At 43.2% G+C, this 22530-nt stretch carries 18 protein-coding genes; 12 read left to right on the top strand and 6 right to left on the bottom strand.

Going from position 1 to position 22530, the window contains the following annotated elements; translation table 11 throughout:
* Nucleotides 1-88 precede the first annotated feature (88 nt).
* The 9 genes from F6K53_RS29920 (at nt 89) to F6K53_RS29880 (ending at nt 13759) form a co-directional block, all read left to right on the top strand.
* The gene (locus F6K53_RS29920; RefSeq protein WP_293020851.1) at nt 89-1150 is read left to right on the top strand and encodes a polysaccharide biosynthesis/export family protein; all 1062 of its coding nucleotides are present in this window, start codon (nt 89-91) and stop codon (nt 1148-1150) included.
* 243 nt (nt 1151-1393) lie between these two features.
* Nucleotides 1394-2923 (top strand): hypothetical protein, encoded by a 1530-nt coding sequence (locus F6K53_RS29915; protein ID WP_293083185.1) that lies wholly within the window; start codon nt 1394-1396, stop codon nt 2921-2923.
* A gap of 75 nt (nt 2924-2998) precedes the next feature.
* Entirely contained in the window at nt 2999-4237 is a 1239-nt protein-coding gene (locus F6K53_RS29910; protein ID WP_293083182.1) for an O-antigen ligase domain-containing protein, read from the top strand.
* Between the two features lie 66 nt (nt 4238-4303).
* Nucleotides 4304-5299, top strand: coding sequence for a glycosyltransferase (locus tag F6K53_RS29905; RefSeq protein WP_293083180.1), 996 nt, complete (start codon nt 4304-4306; stop codon nt 5297-5299).
* 76 nt (nt 5300-5375) lie between these two features.
* Nucleotides 5376-7715: an oligosaccharide flippase family protein gene (locus F6K53_RS29900; protein ID WP_293069335.1), complete on the top strand. Its 2340-nt coding sequence runs from the start codon at nt 5376-5378 to the stop codon at nt 7713-7715.
* Between the two features lie 144 nt (nt 7716-7859).
* Nucleotides 7860-8873, top strand: coding sequence for a glycosyltransferase family 2 protein (locus F6K53_RS29895; protein WP_293069337.1), 1014 nt, complete (start codon nt 7860-7862; stop codon nt 8871-8873).
* A gap of 314 nt (nt 8874-9187) precedes the next feature.
* Complete coding sequence (locus F6K53_RS29890) at nt 9188-10201, top strand: glycosyltransferase family 2 protein (protein ID WP_293069339.1); 1014 nt, start codon at nt 9188-9190, stop codon at nt 10199-10201.
* A 265-nt stretch (nt 10202-10466) separates the two neighbouring features.
* The gene (locus F6K53_RS29885; RefSeq protein ID WP_293046042.1) at nt 10467-11255 is read left to right on the top strand and encodes an FkbM family methyltransferase; all 789 of its coding nucleotides are present in this window, start codon (nt 10467-10469) and stop codon (nt 11253-11255) included.
* 155 nt (nt 11256-11410) lie between these two features.
* Nucleotides 11411-13759, top strand: coding sequence for a hypothetical protein (locus F6K53_RS29880; protein ID WP_293083177.1), 2349 nt, complete (start codon nt 11411-11413; stop codon nt 13757-13759).
* A gap of 268 nt (nt 13760-14027) precedes the next feature.
* On the opposite strand, the gene F6K53_RS29875 is transcribed toward F6K53_RS29880, so the two are convergent.
* From F6K53_RS29875 to dhaK, 3 genes are all read right to left on the bottom strand, one after another.
* Nucleotides 14028-14234 carry a hypothetical protein gene (locus F6K53_RS29875; protein WP_293069342.1) on the bottom strand — a complete coding sequence of 69 codons (207 nt, stop codon included), beginning with the start codon at nt 14232-14234 and terminating at the stop codon, nt 14028-14030.
* 236 nt (nt 14235-14470) lie between these two features.
* Nucleotides 14471-15118, bottom strand: a complete 648-nt coding sequence (dhaL, locus tag F6K53_RS29870) for a dihydroxyacetone kinase subunit DhaL (RefSeq protein ID WP_293020841.1) — start codon at nt 15116-15118, stop codon at nt 14471-14473.
* A 100-nt stretch (nt 15119-15218) separates the two neighbouring features.
* The gene (gene dhaK, locus F6K53_RS29865) at nt 15219-16292 is read right to left on the bottom strand and encodes a dihydroxyacetone kinase subunit DhaK (protein WP_293069344.1); all 1074 of its coding nucleotides are present in this window, start codon (nt 16290-16292) and stop codon (nt 15219-15221) included.
* Nucleotides 16293-16705: 413 nt separating this feature from the next.
* Here dhaK and F6K53_RS29860 point away from each other — a divergent pair, with 413 nt between their 5' ends.
* Both F6K53_RS29860 and F6K53_RS29855 read left to right on the top strand, forming a co-directional pair.
* Nucleotides 16706-18214 carry an arginase family protein gene (locus F6K53_RS29860; RefSeq protein WP_293069346.1) on the top strand — a complete coding sequence of 503 codons (1509 nt, stop codon included), beginning with the start codon at nt 16706-16708 and terminating at the stop codon, nt 18212-18214.
* A gap of 161 nt (nt 18215-18375) precedes the next feature.
* The gene (locus tag F6K53_RS29855) at nt 18376-19311 is read left to right on the top strand and encodes an urea transporter (protein WP_293069348.1); all 936 of its coding nucleotides are present in this window, start codon (nt 18376-18378) and stop codon (nt 19309-19311) included.
* Here F6K53_RS29855 and iscB read toward each other — a convergent pair.
* A complete protein-coding gene (iscB, locus tag F6K53_RS29850) occupies nt 19265-20527 on the bottom strand; it encodes an RNA-guided endonuclease IscB (RefSeq protein ID WP_293069350.1) in 1263 nt (420 codons plus the stop codon). The two genes, F6K53_RS29855 and iscB, sit on opposite strands and share 47 nt — an antisense overlap.
* A 268-nt stretch (nt 20528-20795) precedes the next feature.
* On the opposite strand from iscB, the gene F6K53_RS29845 reads away from it, so the two are divergent.
* Nucleotides 20796-21020 (top strand): hypothetical protein, encoded by a 225-nt coding sequence (locus tag F6K53_RS29845; RefSeq protein ID WP_293083174.1) that lies wholly within the window; start codon nt 20796-20798, stop codon nt 21018-21020.
* A 255-nt stretch (nt 21021-21275) separates the two neighbouring features.
* On the opposite strand, the gene F6K53_RS29840 is transcribed toward F6K53_RS29845, so the two are convergent.
* A complete protein-coding gene (locus F6K53_RS29840; RefSeq protein ID WP_293069353.1) occupies nt 21276-21641 on the bottom strand; it encodes a Lin0512 family protein in 366 nt (121 codons plus the stop codon).
* Nucleotides 21631-22326, bottom strand: a complete 696-nt coding sequence (locus F6K53_RS29835) for a class I SAM-dependent methyltransferase (RefSeq protein WP_293069355.1) — start codon at nt 22324-22326, stop codon at nt 21631-21633. Before F6K53_RS29835 ends, F6K53_RS29840 begins: the two co-directional genes overlap by 11 nt.
* Nucleotides 22327-22530: the final 204 nt, after the last annotated feature.

The raw sequence follows: 22530 nt of genomic DNA, 5'->3' as shown, positions 1-22530 counted from the left end.
TCACCGAAACCCCCCTATACTAAGTGTTATCACGTGTTATCACTAAGTAATAGCACTAAGTAATAGTTGTGAACCCAGAGATTCTTCAATGTCCATTCTCAAGTTTTGGATAGCAGGGTTAATTACTACCGTAGCAGCAATAGGTGTATCCGTTCCCAGTTGGGCTCTACCACTGTCTCCTGGCGATCGCCTTAGACTCTTTGTGGCTGGCGAAGAAGAAATCCCGGAAGCTGAACGCTTCAGTGCCACCTATGAAGTTAATCTGGATGGTTACATAAAATTCCCCTACCTAGACCCGATACTGGCAGCGGGTCGAGAAGTATCAGAAATCGAGCAAGACCTAGTCAAGGCTTTGCTGGAAGGGGGCTTTTTTCATGCTGATTTCCTCAAAGTCAGCATTCAACTCTTTGAGTGGGCTCCAATTCAGGTAACTGTGGGAGGAGCTGTTTTTGAACCTGGTCGGGTTTTGATTAATGATACGGATTCTAAAGGTCGAGACTTACCGGCATCGATTGCTACTGTCTCAGGAGACTATCCTCCAGAACGCTACCTAACCTTTGCCATTTTAACGGCTGGCGGCATCAAACCAAATGCCAACATTGAACAGGTGCGCTTGGTTCGGGGTGAGCAGGAACAGGTAATTGATTTATCTGGTGTGTTCACCGGATCACCAGTGGAGGATATTCCCTTGATTGCTGGAGACCAAATCATTGTTCCGACTCGGGAGTTGCCTCAATATTATCTAGCCAGACCTTCCCAGCTGACTCCCTCAACTATTCCTGTGTTTATCTCCAATCTCACTAATCCCAATAATGGACGTGACCTTAGAATCCAGGAAGTTGAATATGGCTCCCGTCTATCTCAAGCTGTAATTGCTGCTAGTTGTGTTGGAGGCACAGAAAGCACAAATGCAGATCGCCGTGCTCTGTTACTGCAAACTGACCGTACTACTGGGGAAACCCTGGCAATAGAACGTTCTGTAGAGGACTTGGTGAAGAAGCCTAATGATGACCAAGTTAATCCAGTGCTGATGCCAAGAGATAGTGTCGCTTGCTATGATTCAACGGTCACTAATGTCAAAAGTGTTTTTGACTTTATTGGGGATATCTTCAATCCCATTCGGATTATTAAAGACATATTTATACCATAATTCATATTTAGGATAGCTCAAATGTTATAATTAATGCATCTATCACAAGTTATAAGCTCACGAGATCTGACTCTTCATCAGGGGTGTATTGGCTACGGGTTTAAGCCATTGCTTGATAGTGGGGTAAAACTCTCTGCCAAGTCTTTCATAATAGAACAAAATATCAAAAATCATAACTTAAGACTACAACTTAAGACTACAACTTAAGACTACAAATGTGGATTTGCCAGGTGAGATGCTCCAATGACTACTAATTATAAGACCATAGCCCCATATCCCTATGAAAAATCAAATCTCATGCCTCTACGTTGGCTATTTTACTTGTGTTTGGGGATATCCGTTAATGCCGGAATTTGGGGCTTAACATTTTTTTATTTGAAATCAGCTCAGCCAACTTATACCAGTACATGGGCAGTATCACTTCCTGTCTCAGGCTCATCCACCAGAATTAATATCCCAGAATTAGGGGGAGCGAGTTCAGATGTTAGGTCACCATTTGGCGATCGCTCCCATGACCCGAGGGAAAAGATGAAATTCATTGCGGAAAGTAAGCCGGTGCTTAAGGATGCTGCCAGTATACTGAACATGTCCTCTCAAGAGCTGGGCAAGCCTAGGGTCAAAATAGTAGACAATTCAACTATGATGGCCTTTGAAATCAAAGGAGACTCTGCTGAGGAAGCCCAACAGAAAGGTTTTGCTATGCACCAGGCTTTCCAGGAGAGACTTGAACAACTTAGGCAAGAAGAAGTAGTAGAAAATCAGCTACCAATTCAAGCTGATTTGGAGGCAGCTAAGAAAAATTTAGCAGATATTCAGAGACGTCTGTCTGAACACAAAGCTAGAACTGGATTGAACTCGAAAGAACAAGTTAACCAGCTATCATCCACTATAGAAGCCTTACGACAACAACAAATCGATTTGTTAGCCCAAGGGCGAGAAGCAAAAGCCAATCTCAGCAACCTCTCAGCTAATCTAAAGTTGTCATCTGGGCAAGCTGCTGATGCTTTTGTACTTAAGGCTGACCAGATATTTCAGCAAACCCTAAGGGAATACAGTCAGGCTACGGCAGCCCTGACGGTTTTGAGTTCCAAATACGGTTCCAAGCATCCATCTGTAGTAGACGAAAAGAGCAAGCAAGAAAGTGCTAAAGCAGCTTTGCTAGAGCGTAGTCAATCTCTGTTAGGTCGCCCCATGTCTTTGGCAATTATCGACCAGCTCAGTGTTAACTCTGGGCCTGAAACTGGTTCTTCCAGGGAAAATTTGCTGCGCCAAATTGTTGAGGTGGAAGCACGGCAAGAGGGTGTGGAAGCTAGAGCCTGGGTATTAAGCAACCAGATTGCTGAGCTGGAAGCCAAACTCAGACAAATGAGCCAGGATGCCTTGAGGATGGAGATCCTAGAACGCAATATGCGCATTGCGGAAACTATCTATGCTTCAACCTTAACTCAATCAGCGATTGGTCGATTCAACCAATCCCTTTCCTATCCCCAAGTTCAGCTGCTAGCTGAACCAAGCTTACCCCCAGACGCGATAGCACCGAAAAAGTCATCGGCTTTACTTGGTGCAGCAGCTGGTTCCTTGTTAATTAGTGCAGGACTATTTTTACTCTGGTTACGTCCCCATTTGCAAGGTAAATCACAGCCCTCAATGTACGGCAAAGTAGAATCGTTTAACTCTGATGTTCCACCCTTACGTTCTCAACCATTAAATAATAGCTTTACAACATCTAATAGCTTAACATCGCCAATAGGAAACCAAAGAAAAGATTTTTGATGCAACTAATCCATTTTTTATCAAGCTAGACATCAGAGAATGGCACCAGTAACCTAAGCCATTAGGCAGGCTTTAATGAAACCCCAAAACTTTGAAGAAAAAGTAGTTTTCTATTATATAATTTCAACATACTTATTATTTTTTTTAGGCGCACAGTTTGTTTTTGCCCCAGCCCTAGCTTGGCTGCTAACCTTTTATCTAATTAAGAAGCTTTGGCAGCAAACATCAGATACTCCACCGGAAGAAAGGATTCGGATTCCCATTGGAGTCTGGGTCTGGATTGTTTGCATATCAGTCATTGGCCTAGCCTTAATTATGGGTCATTTAGATTGGGGTTTCTCAACTGTTAAAACTATAAAATCCTTTATTAACTCCTTTTTAAGAACTTGGGCACTTCTGGCCTTATTTCCTTTAATTGGTTGCCTCAACATCCGACCACAAATAATCTATAGAGCAATTTCTATCCTTTCCCTACAAACTCTGATATTGGTACCACTTACCTATGGGTTAAGTCTGACTGGGTTAGAGATGCCCTTGTATACTAGCACCCTAATGGCAAAAATTGGCGGTAACAGTGAGCGTTACTACGCCGTAAGTCCTTACGTGATAAAAAGTGGTGAAACACGCCTTTTCTTATTTGCGCCTTGGGCTCCAGCATTGGCATTTGCCTGTAACGTACACTTTTTCCTTAGTAGTAGAGACCCGGACATAAAGTGGCGTTTTATTGGTATGATTGGTTGTGCTGCTGCAATTGTAGGTTCACTGTCCCGGATGGGGATAATCTGCTTAGTGGGTATACCAATACTGGTAACATTTTTGGGAAATCTAACCGAACCCGCCATGCAAATTACGGCAGGAATAGGGAGTTTTATTGGTGGTCTATTTGGTCCCCAACTGCTGATGATAGCTAGAAACTTGAAAGACTCTTTTTCCAGTCAAAGATCTGCTTCGTCGCGGGTTAGATCGGCCTTAGCCAGGCTTTCTCACCGTAAGTGGGAAGAAGATGCACCGATTTGGGGTCATGCCATTATAGTGGGGAAAGGCCCTGATGTTGTCGCTAAAATGCCTATTGGAAGCCACCACACTTGGTATGGTGTTTTATATACTCATGGAATCGTCGGGTTTATGGGAATCTTAATTCCTATAGTCTATACTTTTATAGAGCTTTTAATTAAAGCTCAAAGGAGTAAACTTGCCACAACAGCACTAACAATACTATTAATTTGTATCCTGTTCTCGTTTGGGGAAAATATAGAAACATTAGCTTACCTATACTGGCCTGGTTTGGTTGTAGTAGGAATGGCACTAAAATAAAAATGCTCAAAGGGTTTGTCTAGACCTCTTGTGGTAAATTACCATAGTATAATTTTATACATCAAAATGATAATCGCTATGCCCACCATATCTGTAATAGTTCCAGTTTATAACGGAGAAAAAACTATATTAGAAACGATCCAATCGATTCAAGCACAAACGTTTTCAGATTTTGAATTAATTATTATTAATGACGGCTCCACTGATGCCACATTAGATGTAATCAGTACAGTCAACGATCCTCGATTACAAGTGTTTTCCTATGAAAATGGTGGATTACCAGTGGCTCGTAATCGTGGCATTAGTCGCTCTAGGGGCGAGTTTATTACGTTTATAGATGCTGATGATTTATGGAAACCTGATAAATTGGAGCTACAGTTAGCAGCACTGCAAAAAAATCCTGAAGCTGGAGTGGCTTACAGTTGGACTGCCTTTATAGATGATAATAGCAAATTTTTGTTTGCTTGGCAACCACTTTATTGGGAGGGGAATGTTTATCCCCAATTACTAATTCGTAACTTCATATCCAGTGGTTCCAATATCATGGTAAAGCGGAAGTATATTGAAGCCGCTGGAGAATTTGACCCATGCCTAAAATCAGTTGAAGATTGGGATTATTACCTCAGGCTAGCAGCTTTATGTCCTTTTGTACTGGTTCCTAAATACCAAATTCTCTACCGTCGCTCTTCCCAGTCAATGACCTCTAAAGTGGATGTGATGGAGAAGGCGAACCTAATTGTAATTGAAAGAGCCTTCAAGGCAGCTCCACCAGAACTTAAGTCTCTTAAAAATAAGAGTTTAGCAAATGCCTATCGTTATCTTGGTAAGCAGTGTATAGCTAATGCTTTTGATGATGAAGGAGTAAAGCTAGCTAGTCAAAAACTCAGCTATTCCATAAAGCTTTATCCCAAATTTTTGCTAAGCAAGGAAACTATCCGTATAATTTTAAAACTATTAATTCTTAAACTTATGCCTAAAAAAATAGCTGGACATTTAATCGAAATCATCGGCAAAAAAATGCCGCTGGTATCTGTTGATAATCAAATTATTTCAGAGCACTAACTACCACTAAAATTTTACAGATATCAGTTTCGACAGATATCAATCATCACAAGGATGGCAGCATGGGAGATCCACTGTGAACATTGTCAAAACAATTGGGAGTACCATCAAGAATAAACTAGGTAACAGTAGCACTTTTACTCGCAATCTTGGTTGGATGGGAGTGGCCCAGGCATTTATTCGGGTTTCCCGCTTAGGTGCAACGTTTATTTTGCCACGCTTCTTAACTCCCCATGACTTTGGATTAGCTGCACTGGTTCTGACGACCTATGAATATTCACAAACAGTAACGCGGATCGGTGTTCATTCTAGGATTATACAGGCGGAAGCCGATGAGCTAGAAGACATTTGTAATAGTGCTTATTGGTTAAATTGGGTACTTTTTGGAAGTCTATTCGTTTGCCAGTGTATTGCTGCTTTTCCAGTTGCGTGGTTTTATAAGGATAACCAACTTATTTTACCCATTTGTCTATTAGCATTTAACTTTTTGATTGCTCCTTTAGGGGCAGTACAGTCAGCACTAATTCAAAGGGATAATCGAATTCAGATAACGGCTACTGCTCGCGCTATAAGATATGCCACCGCCAATATTTTAACCGCTGTCTTTGCTGTTCTTCATATGGGAATGTGGGCGATAATACTTCCCATACTAATAGCTAGCCCTATAGAATTTATTACATATCTTTTCAAACATCCCTGGCGGAAAACTGGATCTTTCACAACCAAATACTGGGGTAAAATTTTTAGCTTTGGAATCAATTTCCTGGGGATTGAACTTTTAAAGACTCTCAGGGAAACTCTCGACTATCTTATCATTGGTCGCTTTATAGGAATTGACCTATTAGGTGTTTACTACTTTGCTTATAATGCTGGCTTGGGAATTAGCTTAACTATAGTCCAATCGATTACTACTGCTTTATACCCTGCCCTATGTGAAGTACGGACAAACTTATCGAAATTTAAGCAAACATACTTTAACAGTCTGAAGACGATTGGAAAAGTGATTGTTGGTTTTGTTGCTTTACAATCAATTCTAGTTCCGTTGTATATCCCCATTATGGTTGGGGAAAAAATTAATACGGAAGGCTGGAGTATGGTGGTTCCGATCGTGATTTTAGTTTGCTTATCAGCAATTCCTAGACCCTTTGATATTGCTGGGTTTCAGCTTTTAGCAGCCATTGATAAACCGCAGATTGGCTTGCTCTGGAATGTCTTATTTACCATGATATTTTCCTGTAGTCTACTGATAGCAGTGAAATGGGGAATCATCACTGTCGCTGTATCGGTTTTACTCGTTCATGCCCTTTTAATTCCCTTATTTGTGGTTTGGTCTGCTAGGTATGTCTTTGGTAAACCTGAAACCTCTCCTGTCACCTTAGAGCATACTTTACTCCAATCTCATACTATACTCCAATCTCACGATGAGACTGATACTGATCAGTTTTATGTCAGCCAATGGACTTTATCCTTAGCCAGTAGTGGGACATTCCCTAACACTCAGGTTTCTGAATTTCGTGATGCTGACAGTAATAACAGTAATAACAGTAATAGCAGTGCAGGCTTAAGCGATCCCATTGATGATCCCAGAAAACACCTGAAGTTGATAGCTGAAAGTGTGACGGTTTTAGAAGAAGCGGCAAAGCAGCTCAATATATCTGTAGATAGCTTAGATAAGCCTTCGATTCAACTAATCGATAACTCTACAATGATGGTTTTTGAAATCTCAGGAGTCACCCCTGAGGAAGCGCAACGGAGAGCCTTCGCTATTAATCAGGCGTTTAACACAAGACTGGAACAACTCAGAAAGCAAGAAATTGCTCAACAAGAAAAAACTATCCCAGTGTATATAAAATCAGCCGAAAACGATCTAGAAAAAGCACAGCAACGCCTAGCTGAAAAAACGGCTAACATAGGATTACCCTTAAACCAGCTCTTAGAGACAATAGAAGCACTACGGCGCAAAAAGATTGAATTACGGCGCAAAAAGATTGAATTGCTGGCTGAACTAGTTAGCACTCAGTCTGATCATAGTCATTCTACCAATCCTCAGATGATGAATCCTTTTCACCATCAGCCTCAAGCTAGCTTATTCCAAGATTATCCGCCCTTAGAAATGGATGATATTAAACCACAACTACAAGGTAGTGAAGACAAGGCCAGGGATCTAGAGTTTCAGATTTCTCAGCTTGAAGTAAAACTTAGCAAAATGTCCCAAGATGCCTTGAATCTGGAAATTATAGAGCGAGATTTACGCATTGCGCAAACCCTCTATTCCTCTGTTTTAAGCCAATGGGAAATAGTTAAGTCAGACTCATCTATTATGTATTATCCCCAACTGCAATTGGTAGCGGGTCCCACCTTACCTACCAGATCACAAATGCCAGAAAATATAGTACAATTGGGTAGAAAATTGTGATCAGTTCCTGGGAATATGATAGTGCTCAGGAAGCAATTTTTATTCGTCAGTTGTCAGTTTCAACTATTTATATCTTTTTTTTGATGATTTTTTTTTAAAAAAACTAAATCAAAACTATTTATCTTTAAAACCAGTGTTCAAACAATGAAACATGTTTCTGTCATTATTCCAGTCTACGGAGTTGAAAACTATATTGCAGCAGCGGTGCAGTCTGTTCTGGAGCAGACCTATACCAACTTTGAAGTGCTCATTATTGACGATGAATCCCCAGACAGTAGTATAAAAATTTGTCAAGAATTCTCGGATCAGCGACTTAAGATTATTAACCAAAATAATCGGGGACTTGCTGGAGCGCGTAATACAGGAATTCGCCATGCCAAAGGAGATTATTTAGCGTTTTTAGATGGAGACGATTTGTGGTTGCCTCAGAAACTGGAAAGACATATTGAACACTTAGAAAAATTCCCAGATATCGGGATTAGTTTTAGCCGTTCTGCTTTGATTGATGAAGCTGGAAATTTTATGGGTGCCTATCTAATGCCTAAGCTCACTAATATTACTATATCTGATTTGTTTCAAGAGAGTCCGATCGGGAACGGTTCGGCTGCTGTAGTTCGTCGCGAAGTATTTGACACAATTAAGTATCAGGATAATCTTTACGGCTCTACAGAAGATTATTACTTTGATGAAAACTTCCGTCGTGCTGAAGATATTGAATGTTGGCTTCGCATCGCTATTCAAACTGACTGGAAAATTGAGGGAATACTTGAAGCACTAACCCTGTATCGAATTAATACACAAGGGTTGTCAGCCAATCTCTTCAAACAGTTCGAGTCCTTGGAACAAATGATTGAAAAGACCCGTTCCTATGCTCCCACAGTGACCAGCCGATGGGAAAACATTTCTAGGGCTTACCAATTGCGGTACTTGGCTAGGAGTGCGGTTCGTCTTAAAGTAGGTTCAGATGCTGTGACACTTATACATCGCTCATTATCCAATCACTGGCTTATCCTACTAGAACAGCCACGGCGAACAATCTTAACCTTAATAGCCGCTTATATGCTTTGGTTATTACCGAAGTCTTTATATGCTCAAATTGAATTGCTTGTCTCTAAGCTGCTCAAAAATGTTAAAAAACAGCCTCTTGTCCAAAACTAGTACCGCTCGCGGAATTCAAAATTCAAAATTCAAAATTCAAAAACCTTATATAGAGGTTTTTAGCCTAATGAGGTACACAAAACTTTTTACCTCTTTCCTCTTCCGACTTTACTGCTCTCTGCTACGAAAGCGCCCCGCGTGGGCCACGGCCTCAGTACCTGCTCCCTAAAAGCAAAAAAAATGTACCTTACTAGCTTAAAAAGCGCTATAATAAAATAAGCTTATTATATAAGCGTTTACCTAGTTTTGGATCGTATCTTTATTGACCTTTTGCTTCCTAGCATGGTTAAATAATTTCAAGGTTTGAGTCTACTATGAACAAAGTATCGGTAATTATTCCAGTATATAAGGTTGAAAAATACATAGCAGCCACAGTAGAATCTGTGCTCGCCCAAACCTATAAAAATTTTGAGCTGCTACTCATTGATGATGGCTCTCCTGACAACAGTATCGAAATATGTAAGCAAATTAACGATCCTAGAATTAAAATTATTCGTCAGGATAACCAAGGAGTATCAGCGGCAAGAAACACTGGGATTCGCCATGCTGAAGGAGAGTATATCGCTTTCTTAGATGGAGATGACCTCTGGGTTCCAGAAAAGCTAGAAAAGCATGTTTTGCATCTAGAAACATCACCCCATGTAGGAGTGAGTTTTAGCTATTCTGCGTTAATTGATGAAACAGGAACTCCGTTAGGAATCTATCAAATAGCCAAAACTAAAGATATAACTACAGATTATATCATGTGTCGTAATCCCATTGGGAATGGTTCAACACCAGTGATTCGGCGAGAAGTGTTTGAAGCAATTCGAACCCGAAACGAGCAGGCTACCGAGGATGCTTATTTTGATACTGAATTGCACAATATCGAAGACGTGGAATGTTGGCTGCGCATGGCGATTAAAACTGATTGGCACATGGAAGGTTTGCCAGAGGCGCTGACTTTATATCGTATTCATTCACAAGGGCATTCAGCTAGTATACTCAAGCATATAAACTCTCTAGAAAAGGTGATTGAGAAAACACGTGCCTATGCTCCAGAGGTAATTGCTGAATGTGAAAACCCAGCCCGCGCCTATTATTTACGGTTTGGTGCTCGACGTGCCCTCAGCATCAACGAAGGCTTGATGGCAACAGAATTGTTTAATAAGGCTTTAGCGACTTACTGGCGTATTTTGCTAGAGGAACCGCTTCGTACTCTGTTGACCGGGGCTGCTGCTTATTTGCTCCGACTTTTACCTAAAACTATTTACCAGCAAATGGAAGCTGTGGCTTTGAAAACGACAGGAGCTTCACAAAAGCGCCGAATTTCTCAGGAGCAAGCTTAGTTTTTAATAGGGTGCTTGACCAGGGCAAACGCATCTTATTTTTGTACATGCTGGCGGGGTGAGGATTTCAGCGATCTAGTCCTGTTTTTAATCAATTGATGAAATCCTTACTGGATAAGGGTTTTGGAATTTAGATGCGTTGGCCCTGGGTGCTTTACAAACACTTTGTAAAGCTTTTATAAAAATTTGTATATAAAACTCCTCAACACTCATTAGTTTCTGCTATAAACTAAAATCTGAGGTTTATATGGGGCTAAAATAAAAAATGAATCTACCTTTAACCATAAAAACTCACCTGAAAGAGTTATTGATTGGCACACCGTTTGAGCCTGCGGCAAGAAGTATTGTTGATTTGATCAAGCCTCCCAGCCAAAAGATCCTGACCAGCAGGCAAGATGACACCTATGTCTATCAGATTATGAAGCGGATTTTAGACAAATCCTCAAACTGTATCGATGTGGGTAGCAACATGGGGAGTGTGTTGACAAAAATATGCCAACTGGCTCCCCTCGGTGAGCACTATGCTTTCGAGCCGCTCCCCCGGCTGGCTACTCGGCTGCAAAAACGGTTCTCAAAGGTTCATGTTAGGCAAATTGCCTTGAGTGATTTAGAGGGAGAAACCACGTTCTGGCATGTTGTTGATGCTCCAGCACTCAGTGGTCTAAAACAAAGAGACTACAGCTATTGGGGCTATAACAATGCTCAAACAGAATCCATTGCTATCAAAACTCAAACACTTGATGACATCCTTCAACCTGACTTCAAAGTTAATTTCATTAAGGTAGATGCAGAAGGAGCAGATTTTAAGGTTTTCAAAGGTGCTATCCGAACCTTAAAAACCCACAAGCCTTACCTAGTATTTGAATTTGGTCATAGTGGCATGGTTGATTATAAAACAACGCCAGGTATGATGTATGATTTGCTAGTCAACCAGTGTGGTTTGAATATTTTTAAACTTAACAGTTGGCTACAGGGGTTAGCTCCACTCAGTGAGACGGAATTTACGATAATCTGTGAAGAAGACTCTGCTTGGAATTTCTTTGCTACGCCTTAGGGGTCGCTAGAAAACACAGGAGCATTCTGTAGGACTTAGGAAAAACTGGGCAACAAACCCTATAAATCGCTATAAATAGTACGGTTGGTTATTATAGTACCCTACTAGTAGATTGACTGGGTAAGTCTTGTCCAAGTTGCTGATCTATTATTTATATGATTGACTGGCTTGCGATCGCACTCAGGGTGCTTTTAGGCTTATTTATTTTTGCGCTTGGGCTAACCCTTGCTAAGTGGATTCCCAATCACCGGATTCGAGCTATTACCCAACCAAACCTTTGGTTTAGGCAAAGGGTTACTCTAGGACTGATGATCCTGACTAGTTTGATGATGCTGGGGTCAATTGTATTGGTCACTGATATCGTTAAAGTCAATTCAGGACAGGCTGAGGTAGTTAGCTCTCGGAAATACCAGACCAACATTCGCCTCGGAACAACTAATGTAGCGATCGGAGGTGGTGGTTATGTCACTGGTGTTTACCTCCATCCACTGGAGCAAGACTTAGTTTATATTCGGACTGATGTGGGTGGCTTCTATCGTTGGGATGAGGCGAAGCAACGTTGGATTCCCCTGACAGAACACTTTCCCCTCTCCCAGAGTAATTACTATGGAGGAGAAGCACTGGCTGTTGATCCGAATGATCCAACTATTGTCTATATTGCGGCTGGAAAATATCCCTGGGCTGAACCAGGAACACTATTTAAATCTACCGATAAAGGACAAACTTGGACAAAGTTGAACCTAGACCTCAAGATGGGGGCTAACCACAAGAAAAAATGGCTAGGAGAGAGACTAGCTGTTGATCCGTTCAATTCCAATATTATCCTGTTCGGCTCTAGAGAAGATGGACTCTGGAAATCATCGGATGCTGGTGCTACCTGGGAAAACGTCACCTCTTTTGCAGGTAAACCAGATAACAAAATTGGTATTACAGCGATTGTCTTTGATAAACAGGTACCGGGCTTAGTGTATGCTTCTCCCTATGGAGATGGCATCTACAAATCTACTGACTCTGGGGTCAGCTGGACTCAGGTAGCTGGTAGCCCAAAAACAGTCAATCGCATGGCTGTGGGAAAAAATAATATCCTCTACGTCACCAGTACCAGTAATCCTGGAGTCCACAAGTATGGCAATGGTGTCTGGAAAACCATGAAACCAGGAGGATCTAATCGCATTTTTGGTACGCTCAGTGTGAATCCTGCTAATCCTGAGGATATCTTAGTTGCCCTAAACCGCACACAAAAAACCAAATTCTACCGTTCCCTGGATGGCGGCGCTACCTGGAAACAGCAGCTGACTTCTGCTAACAACACTATTCCCTGGTGGCCGAAGAAGTTTTTTGCCAATCATATGGCAGCGATGGAGTTTGACCCGAAAGTACCAGGAAGAGTGTGGTTTACGGATTGGTATGGCGTATGGCGGACAGATGATCTTAATGCTAATCCCGTTGTTTGGACTAACTATGCCGCCGGACACGAGGAAGTTGTTCCGTTCACTCTGGTTTCACCACCCCGTGGTCCGATACTGGTAAGTGGGGTGGCGGATGTGGATGGTTTCTACCATAACCAAGGATTAGATACTTACCCGTCTCAACGACTTGGTCTGGGGGAGCCCGGTAAGTCATTCCAAGATACCTATAGTATTGCTTATTGTGAAACTAAACCCTTGCAGATGGTTCGGGTTGGTGGTAACCGCTGGAATTCAACCTATACTGGAGCTACTTCCACCGATGGTGGTCTGACATGGCAACAGTTTGCCTCATTTCCAGACAATACGATGCCGATGCGGGTGGCTATGTCTGCTACTAACCCCAATTTATTTGTTGTGACAGTTAGTCAAGGTCAGCCCCTGCGCACTAAGGATGGAGGGGTGACCTGGCAAAAGGTTTCAGGATTACCGAATGGTCCGGGTGGTCCATGGAATTGGTCTCAATCTTTAGCGGCAGACCCTGTAGATGGCAACACGTTTTATTACTATGCCAAAGGCAAAGTCTATCGTTCCAATGACGGCGGCTCATCCTTTCAAATTGTGAATGATTCACTGCGGAATGAAGGTTGGCATTCCCTGAAAACGGTGCCAGGGGTTAAGGGTGAAATTTGGCTGAGTCTAGACCGCAAGGGTTTTTATCGCTCTACCGATGGTGGTAAGTCATTCCTTAAGGTCCCTTCAGTAACCAGAGCTCACCTATTTGCTTTTGGTAAAGCACCCCAGGGAAGCGACACTCCAGCACTATATATTTATGGCAATATTGATGGAAATGTTCCCAATCTCGGAAATGGGGTTAGGAATCAGGAAGCTAGAGGGACTTCAGGAAGGTCAGCCAAAAGCCGTGCCCAAGAACCAGGAATATTCCAGTCTCTTGACATGGGACGCACGTGGACACGGATGGGCGATCGCTCCCGACCAATTGGCAATAGACCTGGTGTGATGGAGGCGAGTAAGCAGGAGTTCGGACTTGTTTTTATTGCTACCAATGGTAGAGGAATATACTATGGATCACATTAGGATTAATTTTGATTGATTGCTTAAGATTTTTATAAAATTTTCCTTGTAATTCGGGTAATCCTTATTGAATAGGGAATACACTAAATTACTGACTCGTTTCGTGTTAATCAGGGAATCAAACTATGGCAATCCTGCAATTTTTAATCATTAGCGCCATTTGTATGGTGTTAATCAAGTTTGTTGCTTCTTGGTTTGGGTATGGCAACATACCGATACTGAATAAATTGGTGACAATTATTCTCAGCGTCTTCGTGACCTTTGAAATTATTCAGCTGGTGCAAGCCATGATTATCAAATTTGGTTGAGGGCTGTTCGCCCTTGGCGTTCCCCTAGGGTCGGTTGAGGGAGGGTTGTTCGCCCTTGGCGTTCCCGTAGGGTAGGTTGAAGGTTGAAGGTTGTTCGCCTTTGGCGTTCCCGTAGGGTAGGTTGAAGGTTGTTCGCCTTTGGCGTTCCCGTAGGGTAGGTTGACCTTCAATAAGATGCGATCGCTTAAATTATTAATAAGTTACTAAAGTTAAAAGTTGACTAGAGCGTTTCTCCTACTTATGAGGTAAAGTCAATTTTCTTACCCCTACTCCCTACTCCCTACTCCCTATTTCCTACTCCCTACTCCCTACTCCCTATTCCCTACTCCCTACTCCCTACTCCCTACTCCCTACTCCCTACTCCCTACTCCCTATTCCCTACTCCCTACTCCCTACTCCCTACTCCCTATTCCCTACTCCCTGTATTACCCGTTTCTAGCAGTGTCTGGAAAATCAAATAGGCTGAAGTAGCACCAGGGTCTTGATGTCCAGCACTGCGCTCCCCTAAATAACTGGCTCGTCCCTTCTTAGCCACCAACGGAATAGTATTTTTCATCCCTTCTTCTGCTGCGTTGACGGCCTGTTGCAAGGCTTCTAGCATACTGTCTCCTTGATCTACAGCTTGTGCAAAGGCATTGGCTGCGGGTGATAGAGCATCTAACATGGTCTTATCTCCCAAGTTGGCTTTGCCTCGCTGGACGACTCCCTCCACTGCTGCTTGGAATAGTTTGACCATATCCTCTTTTGTCAGTTCTTGCTTTCCTGCTACTGCTGCACTTGAGCGCAAGAACAGGGTGCCATAAAGTGGTCCACTGGCACCTCCGACACTGGAAATTAGAGTCATGCTGACGGTTTTGAGAATACTGCCAATGTCTTTATCTGCCACTTTAGGAAGCTGAGTGATCACCTTTTGAAAGCCACGATTCATATTGATACCGTGGTCAGCATCACCAATAGCAGCATCAAGTTCGGTTAGATAGTCCTTGTTTTGTTCTAGTACAGTAGCGACTGCTTGTAACCACTGTAGAATTTGATGTTTAGTTATCGTTACCATAGTGGCATAGTGGGTCAGGGGGTGAGAGCCTCAGGGTAGCAATGAGCAATTAGCAATTAGCTAAGCTTTACGATACTGATGCTCCCAGATATCATATTAATCATAGTCCCCAACGCAGGGCTGGTGTCTTGACTGGTGCATCCCAGAATTTAATTAGCTCATCGTTCATTTTGAGTAGGGTAATCGAGCAGCCTTGCATTTCTAGAGAGGTAATATAAGGACCAATCAGACTACGCACGATTTCTAGTCCCTTTTGTTCACAGATTTGGGCTAATTTGCGATACACAATGTACAGTTCCGACAGGGGAGTACCACCCATGCTATTCACGAATGCCAGAATGCGATCGCTTTTCTGAAAAGGCGGGTCAGTTATTTCAAACTCTATCCATTCTGCTTTATCTTCATCCCACTCTCGCACTGTGCGGCTATAGGCAGAATCTTCAAGAATCGATAGCGCTAGCATTTCAATAATCTCATCTGCTGATTTGAGGGACATTCGTTGTCTTCCCGGTTCCCCGTGAATGCCAATCCCAAATTCTATTTCTGCTTCCCCCAAGTCAAACATGGGACTCCCCTTAGCAGGAGGGGTGCAGGATGTCAATGCCATACCCATGCTGCGTCCATTACCATTAACCTGGCGACAGAGATTAGCCAGTTGTTTGAGGTCATAACCAGCAGCAGCAGCAGCGCCACAGATTTTCTCGGCTAATAATGTCGTCCCTACCCCGCGCCTGCCTTGAGTATAGAGGCTATCTTTAACCGCTACATCATCATCAATTAGGATATTGAGCACTCGGATGCCTTCTGAGATAGCTAATTCCGCAGCTAACTCAAAATTCATGACGTCACCGCTATAGTTTTTGACAATATTAAGAACCCCTGCACCACTGTTGACTATTTTGGCAGCTTCTAGCATTTGGTCGGGGGTGGGAGAGGTAAACACTTCACCGGGACAGGCGGCATCTAACATTCCGGCACCCACAAAGCCCCCGTGCAAGGGTTCATGACCACTACCACCACCGGAAATAATCGCTACTTTATTTAATATTGGAGCATCAGCACGGTAGATCAAGGGGGGGTCAAGATTAATTTTGAGCAGGTCAGGATGGGCTACAGCCATGCCTTCTAGGCTTTCTCTGACAACATTATCGGGATGGTTGATTAATTTTTTCATGATTGATATCAGTGGTAATGGGTCATGGGTAATTGGTGATGGGTAATTGCCCCAACTTCCCCTTCTACCAATACTGCCATCCCTTACACCCGTTACTCATCTGTTGCCCGATCTTCTATCTATCAAAAGTCTAAAGCAATGCCTATTCTCACTCCCACAACGAGATAAATAAGCATTGCTTAATGATTCAACGCCCTTTTGTTGAAACTACAATTTGTTTTGGCTTGGAAATATAGCCCTGCGCTATAGCACTATATTTCAGGAGTGCGATCGCAAAAAAACTATATCCCTAGTTCAGTCATGCCCTGTTCATACAACCTTTAAGCAATAATGATGCCATGGTTCAACCCAAATGGTAGTATAATCGCGATCCGAATTTTCCACAATAGGGTAACAGATGAGGAGATTCAACCATGACCATAACCAAACCAATGTCATCTCAACGATATGCAGAATTTGACCAGGTCTTCCAGTTGTTTGATGCCAATGGTGATGGATTCATCAGTCGTCAGGAGATCATCGATGCTCTAGAGATTCTGGGACAAGGCATTTCCCTTCAAGACCGAACCAATCTTTTCAATCTGCTCAACAAAGATGATGTTGTGACACGGGATGCCTTTATGGAGTGGATGGTAAACCGCCAAGATCTCGATATTAGGGCTGATCTGCGACAGGTGTTTGAACTGATTGATGTTGATGGTAGTGGCAAATTATCGATTGACGAGTTCACCCAGATTATCCGTTGCTTCAACACGACCGTAACTGATTCAGAAATTGCTGCCTTGGTGAGAAAAGCTGATTTAAATGGAGATGGCGAAATTGATTTTGAAGAGTTTATTGCCACTCAGACTTATGAATCGGCTCTGAAGATTTCGATCGCAGGCTTACGCAGTTTCAAAAAGATTTTACTTCAGTACCAAAAAGTCGCAAAGTTTTCCTCCATTGCCCTGATTGAAGTTGATTCTGAATTAGGAGCGGGAACGCGCGGTCAATCCATGGGAACTGCTGCTTTGAGAGAAGCTGCCATCCAAAAACAGGCGGCACGGATGCATGCTCACAATGGTGTGTTGAGTCTGGATAGTTTACGAGTACAAACAGAAAATTGGGCAGATGCTCTGGGACACAAACATCAGTACGCCAAGTATATTCACAAGCTATACCAAGTGCTGAGCCGAACCACCGATGTAGTCGCCCAAACCCTAAAGGAGGGGCTGTTTCCAGTGGTACTCGGTGGCGATCATTCAACGGCAGCAGGGACAATCGCTGGAATCAAAAAAGCCTTTCCTAATCATCGCCTGGGAGTGGTTTGGATTGATGCCCATGCCGATATTCACTCTCCGTATACAACTCCATCGGGAAATATGCATGGGATGCCTCTGGCGATCGCAACTGCCACTGATAATCTGGCTAAGCAAATCAATGATCTTGACTCAGACACCCTAGAACTGTGGAAGCTGTGCCAAAGATTGGGGCTGGCAGATGGCGCGAATTTTAGCATTGAGGATTTGGTTTATGTTGCGGTACGAGATACGGAAGAGGCGGAAGACCACTTGATTGAAACACACCAGATCCTAAACATGACTACTGAGCACGTTCGTACCTTGGGTGCGGATGTCGTTGCCCAACGGTGTTTAGAGAAGCTAGAAGGGGTGGATCTGATTTACGTTACCTTTGACGTGGACAGTATGGACTCGACAATTTGTATGGGAACGGGAACCCCTGCTCCAAATGGGATTTTTGTCAAGGAAGCCTGTCTGCTCAACGAAACTTTGCTTAAAGATCCACGGGTCTGTTGTTGGGAAATCTGTGAAATTAATCCCCTGCTCGATACCCTCAACACCATGGTGGAAAACTCCCTGGGCATTTTTGAAACTGTAGTGGATGCCATTGCCAATCGCCTAGAAGTAACAGGGAAAGCATAAGAATAGACTTCGCGGCAGTTGTTAGGAGATAGGAGACAGCAGACAGAAAACAGTAACAATAATTGACGAAAACAGTATCAAAAAAATACTTTTGGAAGAGGTCTAATGAATATAGAGGTTTTTAGCCTAATATTGAAAACCTCTATATTGTTCAACTATAGATGAAATCTTCTATGCCCCCGGCTACCCCTGAACCCTCACCGCTCCATGAACTAATTGCCAACCTAGTACTTTTCAAACCCCATAGGACTAAGCTATTTCCCTGGTTGCTACCTGGTGCAGGCACATTGCCATCTCTCAATCAACGCTTAGGCGATCAACCTCTGTGGGATTTTTTGAATTACAACTTGCGTGGCATTGGCCAGGTGATCTTTGTCAACAACCCCCTCAGTGGCTTATTGATTCTGATAGCACTGTTTATTCAGTCACCTTGGGTAGGGGTGATGAGTGTAGTGGGTCTGGTGGCTTCAACCGTAACTGCCATCTTGCTTAATCTTTATCGCGATAGTCTTCGCAACGGTATTTTTGGCTATAACGGGATTTTAGTCGGAGCAGCACTTGCTACCTTTGGGGCATCCGGGAATGGTAACTGGAATCCCCTCTGGCTCATGGGGGCTATCATCTTTTCTACTCTTACCACCCTGTTGATCAAGACCGTCGGAGTCTGGTTTGCCAGCAAGCTGAAATTTCCCCCCCTAACCTTGCCCTTTATTGCGGCAACGCTGTTATTTCTGGTGATTGCCCTCTCGATGCCTCAAGCAGTTTATAGCTTGGGGCCCACGCCGACTCCCCCACCTGTCTTGGAACGGATCAATTGGTGGCAACTTGCCACCTCCGTGCCGATTGGGTTTGGACAGGTGTTTTTCATCGACAAGTTTGTGGCTGGGGTGCTGGTCCTGGCGGCAGTTGCCTGGTGTACACCGATTGGGGCAGCTGTGGGATTATTGGGGGGAGTATTTGGTACCCTGGCGGCGCTGATAGTAGGTATCAGTCCTGACACCATCTCGGCTGGACGTAATAGGAGGACTACTCCCAGGCAGTTTTCGGCAATCATCGGCAAAAGCCATAAGTATAACCGTCCTTTCTGTGAACTCTGAGTAAATTCTTGAGGTGCAAGTTTATCGCCTTTTTTCCGGGAACTGTGTAATTAAAGGAGTTACCTTTACTCCTGGGGTTAACTCTTCCAAACTCCCCCGTCAAAAGGTTTTTAGCTATATCGCCACTGGACCACCCCTTAATAGGCTTCAACGGGTTGTACCTAATGGGGTAGCCATATTTGTTCAGTGCAGCTTTCTGCCTTCCTCCTTGTCCTTTGCAGGTAACCAACAGTGGTTGAGATGTCTTTAACACCAAAGTTTTGATATCTCCAACACAAGCGGCATCAATCCAATGCTGCTTAGGTAGTCCCAACCTATTTCGGTTATATTTTGTCTGAGCACCCGTGCCAGTGACTACAGGTTTTATTTCTTTAAGTACCTTCACTATCTTGTTCCGAGTCGCATTTACCGCTGCTGCATCCCTTAATGGTTGTTTTGCCTTGTTTTTGATTTTTTGAAGTAGACTTGGCTTCTTTTTCAGAAACTCCTCTACGGGTTTATTTCCTTTGCGTTGATTGCATTTTTCACAGGCCAGACAAAGATTCCCAATTCGGTCGCTTCCACCTTTAGACTTTGGGGAAATATGCTCTATCTGTAAAGGGACATTTTCTTGGCCACAGTAACTACATTCCCTTCCCCATTTTTCTAACAAATATTCTCTAACTTCGTAGCCAGCTAATTCCCCTTGTTGGTACTCAATACCACTAATCTCAGGGTTCTGCATTTTTTGGGTATCAAACTTAACTCTTTCAATCCAGATCTGATTGACTGGACAGAACTTGATCAGTCGTTTCACCCAGGTTTCAGTGGTCAAGACCCTGTGCTCCAAGCTAGGAGCAATCCAACCCTTCGGACGTCTGCGATTAAGAAACCTTGGTTTTCTATAGCGGGTATTGCGATTACGTCTTCCACGCCTAACGGCACTTCTGGATTCTAGTTTTTTCTTTATTAATCCTCCCCTGTGCTCTAGTTCCATAGCCCAAACAACTTGATCGTCTTGAACTAAGGCAAACCCAGTGGTTTTACTTCCCGGATCTATTTTGATTTGACAGAATGAGATAGTCGGATTCGCGATCGCAGTCTTAAGGATGATCGTAAATGGATACATTCTAAAAACAGCAGCTTTTCCTCTGTCTAGCAAGCGGCGAGCTTTCTTTGGGTGGACAGGATTTAATGGTTGTTTGTTCGTGTCAATAACAAATACGTAATTTTGCATTTTTAGTGCATCTCAAATCGGTTATGTTTTCCGAGTGCTTCGCACACGCTTGCGCGAACGGCAATGTTGTAATAGCTTGTCGTGTCAACCACACATTTTGCCTTCAACTTAATAGTTGACGATAGAGCTGGAAGCTGGAGGTCACTCCCAGGTATCATGACTAAAACAACGTAGGAAACTAATCCTTAGCCTGCAACCTAGCTAAATAACTTCCGAGTTTTGCCGGAAATTACCAAGGCTTTTACTAGGTGAGTTTGGTGAATTGTTATTGCGTCAGCAACGATTGATGTCTCACTATCAGGACTTCATCACTTATTTTATACCAATTGATGCTAATCAGGATGATGCTATCAGTATCGATGAAATGAATTTAGCTTTTGTTAGTGTAGGTGAATCACCCCTTAGTGTACAGGAAGTGAACTTTTTATATGGTCGCATGAATGGAGAAGCGATGACCTGGAATCGCTTTATTGAAGTTTTATTGGTGACTTGATCGACAGGGGTTGGTGAATGTAAGCATACAGCGGTTTGCAATTCAGTTAGGTACAAATTTCTGGATTTTAGGGAACAGGGAACAGGGAACAGGGAAGAGAGAAGAGGGAACTTCGGATCAGGTAAAACAATCCTGACCTGATCGTTATGCAAACCGCCGTATGCTGATAGCTGATAGCTGATAGCTGATAGCTGATAGCTGATAGCTGATAGCTGATAGCTGATAGCTTACGATTAGATTACTTTTCCTAAGTTCCTAATCACTATCCACGAACACAGTAACCGCTGCAACAGCAATCAGCATCTCATCATTTTTATCATTAAGTTCTGGAATCGCCCTGCCTTGAACTACCATTCCACCAGACTCAAGGGATAGAGTTTTCTGACCGAAAGGGAGTACAGCCAGTACTTCATCTTCCCGGACTTGCTCTGGGTAAGGCACGGCGACTTGAACTTCAACTATCATTTGATTGGGATGCTCTAAACCAGCTACTTCCCAAACACCAGGTAAGGCATTGTGAGCAATAGCGTTGCGTACAGCTCTTGCTGCTGCTACGGTTGGGTCTTGACCGTGTTGGTCTACTCCCATTCCCATTTCGATAATTAAGCGTTTACGAACCATGGTGACTATATTCGCGATTATATTCAATGCGTAACCGTTGAATTGGGTCATCCTCTGATTCTGGGATAGTATCACTATGGATTTCTTGTAAGCCCAATTCCTGAAAGTAAGCTAGTTCTGTATCCGACAACGGCCAAGGGGGACCATCCGGTTCAGTGTCGCTATCCCGAAATCGAGTAATTACTAAGAGGGTTCCCCCTGGGGCGAGTAAGGATGCGATCGCATTCATGACAGTTGACCGAACATTGAGGGGTAAGGCTTGGATATTACGGCATTCAAAGACAAAATCAAATTTCTGATGCCATGCTGGATCTAAGGCGAATAAATCCGCCACTTGGTACTTGACTTGGGAATCGGGAAATCGTTTTTCGCACCATGCGATCGCAGTCGGGGAAATATCAAACGCAGTCACTTGGAAACCCTGCTGCGCCAACGCTTCAGCATCATCCCCTAACCCACAACCAACTACTAGGGCAGAGCGACCCGACCCTTGGGGTGTATTATGCTCTAACCAATCCTGTAGATAGGGATGGGGTGTATTACGCGCCCAAGGTATTTGCCCCGAATCCCCATTCGCTTCGGAATATAAAACGTCAAACCATTGAGATGGATTATCTTGGCGAATTGATTCCAATGCCAAAAGTTTGACCTTCTGCTGTAGTCCTTGTGGTTGTTGCTCGAACATAGGTCTGGGTTTGGTAGTGCTTCCTAAGTTTAACTGTTCCAATCTCAATCCCCATCTTGTCAGGCAGATCAGCATACCAGTAACAACTTACCAATTAAGCCATTTGGCTGATTTTTGCAATGAGGGGTGACACCCCTCATTTACTCAGGTATATTTGAAATATAAGATGCACCCTGATGATCGAGAGAGTCAGTAACACGGCTC

This window comes from Moorena sp. SIO4A1, from assembly GCF_010672065.1.
Lineage (GTDB): Bacteria > Cyanobacteriota > Cyanobacteriia > Cyanobacteriales > Coleofasciculaceae > Moorena.
This window is presented reverse-complemented; position numbering and strand designations above follow the sequence as displayed.

Coding starts and splice junctions, on each gene's coding strand:
- F6K53_RS29840 (WP_293069353.1), bottom strand. CDS start 21,641: ATGGTTCGTAAACGCTTAATTATCGAAATGGGAATGGGAGTAGACCAA.
- F6K53_RS29895 (WP_293069337.1), top strand. CDS start 7,860: ATGAAACATGTTTCTGTCATTATTCCAGTCTACGGAGTTGAAAACTAT.
- iscB (WP_293069350.1), bottom strand. CDS start 20,527: ATGCAAAATTACGTATTTGTTATTGACACGAACAAACAACCATTAAAT.
- dhaL (WP_293020841.1), bottom strand. CDS start 15,118: ATGGTAACGATAACTAAACATCAAATTCTACAGTGGTTACAAGCAGTC.
- F6K53_RS29915 (WP_293083185.1), top strand. CDS start 1,394: ATGACTACTAATTATAAGACCATAGCCCCATATCCCTATGAAAAATCA.
- dhaK (WP_293069344.1), bottom strand. CDS start 16,292: ATGAAAAAATTAATCAACCATCCCGATAATGTTGTCAGAGAAAGCCTA.
- F6K53_RS29835 (WP_293069355.1), bottom strand. CDS start 22,326: ATGTTCGAGCAACAACCACAAGGACTACAGCAGAAGGTCAAACTTTTG.
- F6K53_RS29880 (WP_293083177.1), top strand. CDS start 11,411: ATGATTGACTGGCTTGCGATCGCACTCAGGGTGCTTTTAGGCTTATTT.
- F6K53_RS29910 (WP_293083182.1), top strand. CDS start 2,999: ATGAAACCCCAAAACTTTGAAGAAAAAGTAGTTTTCTATTATATAATT.
- F6K53_RS29905 (WP_293083180.1), top strand. CDS start 4,304: ATGATAATCGCTATGCCCACCATATCTGTAATAGTTCCAGTTTATAAC.
- F6K53_RS29885 (WP_293046042.1), top strand. CDS start 10,467: ATGAATCTACCTTTAACCATAAAAACTCACCTGAAAGAGTTATTGATT.
- F6K53_RS29860 (WP_293069346.1), top strand. CDS start 16,706: ATGACCATAACCAAACCAATGTCATCTCAACGATATGCAGAATTTGAC.
- F6K53_RS29890 (WP_293069339.1), top strand. CDS start 9,188: ATGAACAAAGTATCGGTAATTATTCCAGTATATAAGGTTGAAAAATAC.
- F6K53_RS29920 (WP_293020851.1), top strand. CDS start 89: ATGTCCATTCTCAAGTTTTGGATAGCAGGGTTAATTACTACCGTAGCA.
- F6K53_RS29855 (WP_293069348.1), top strand. CDS start 18,376: ATGAAATCTTCTATGCCCCCGGCTACCCCTGAACCCTCACCGCTCCAT.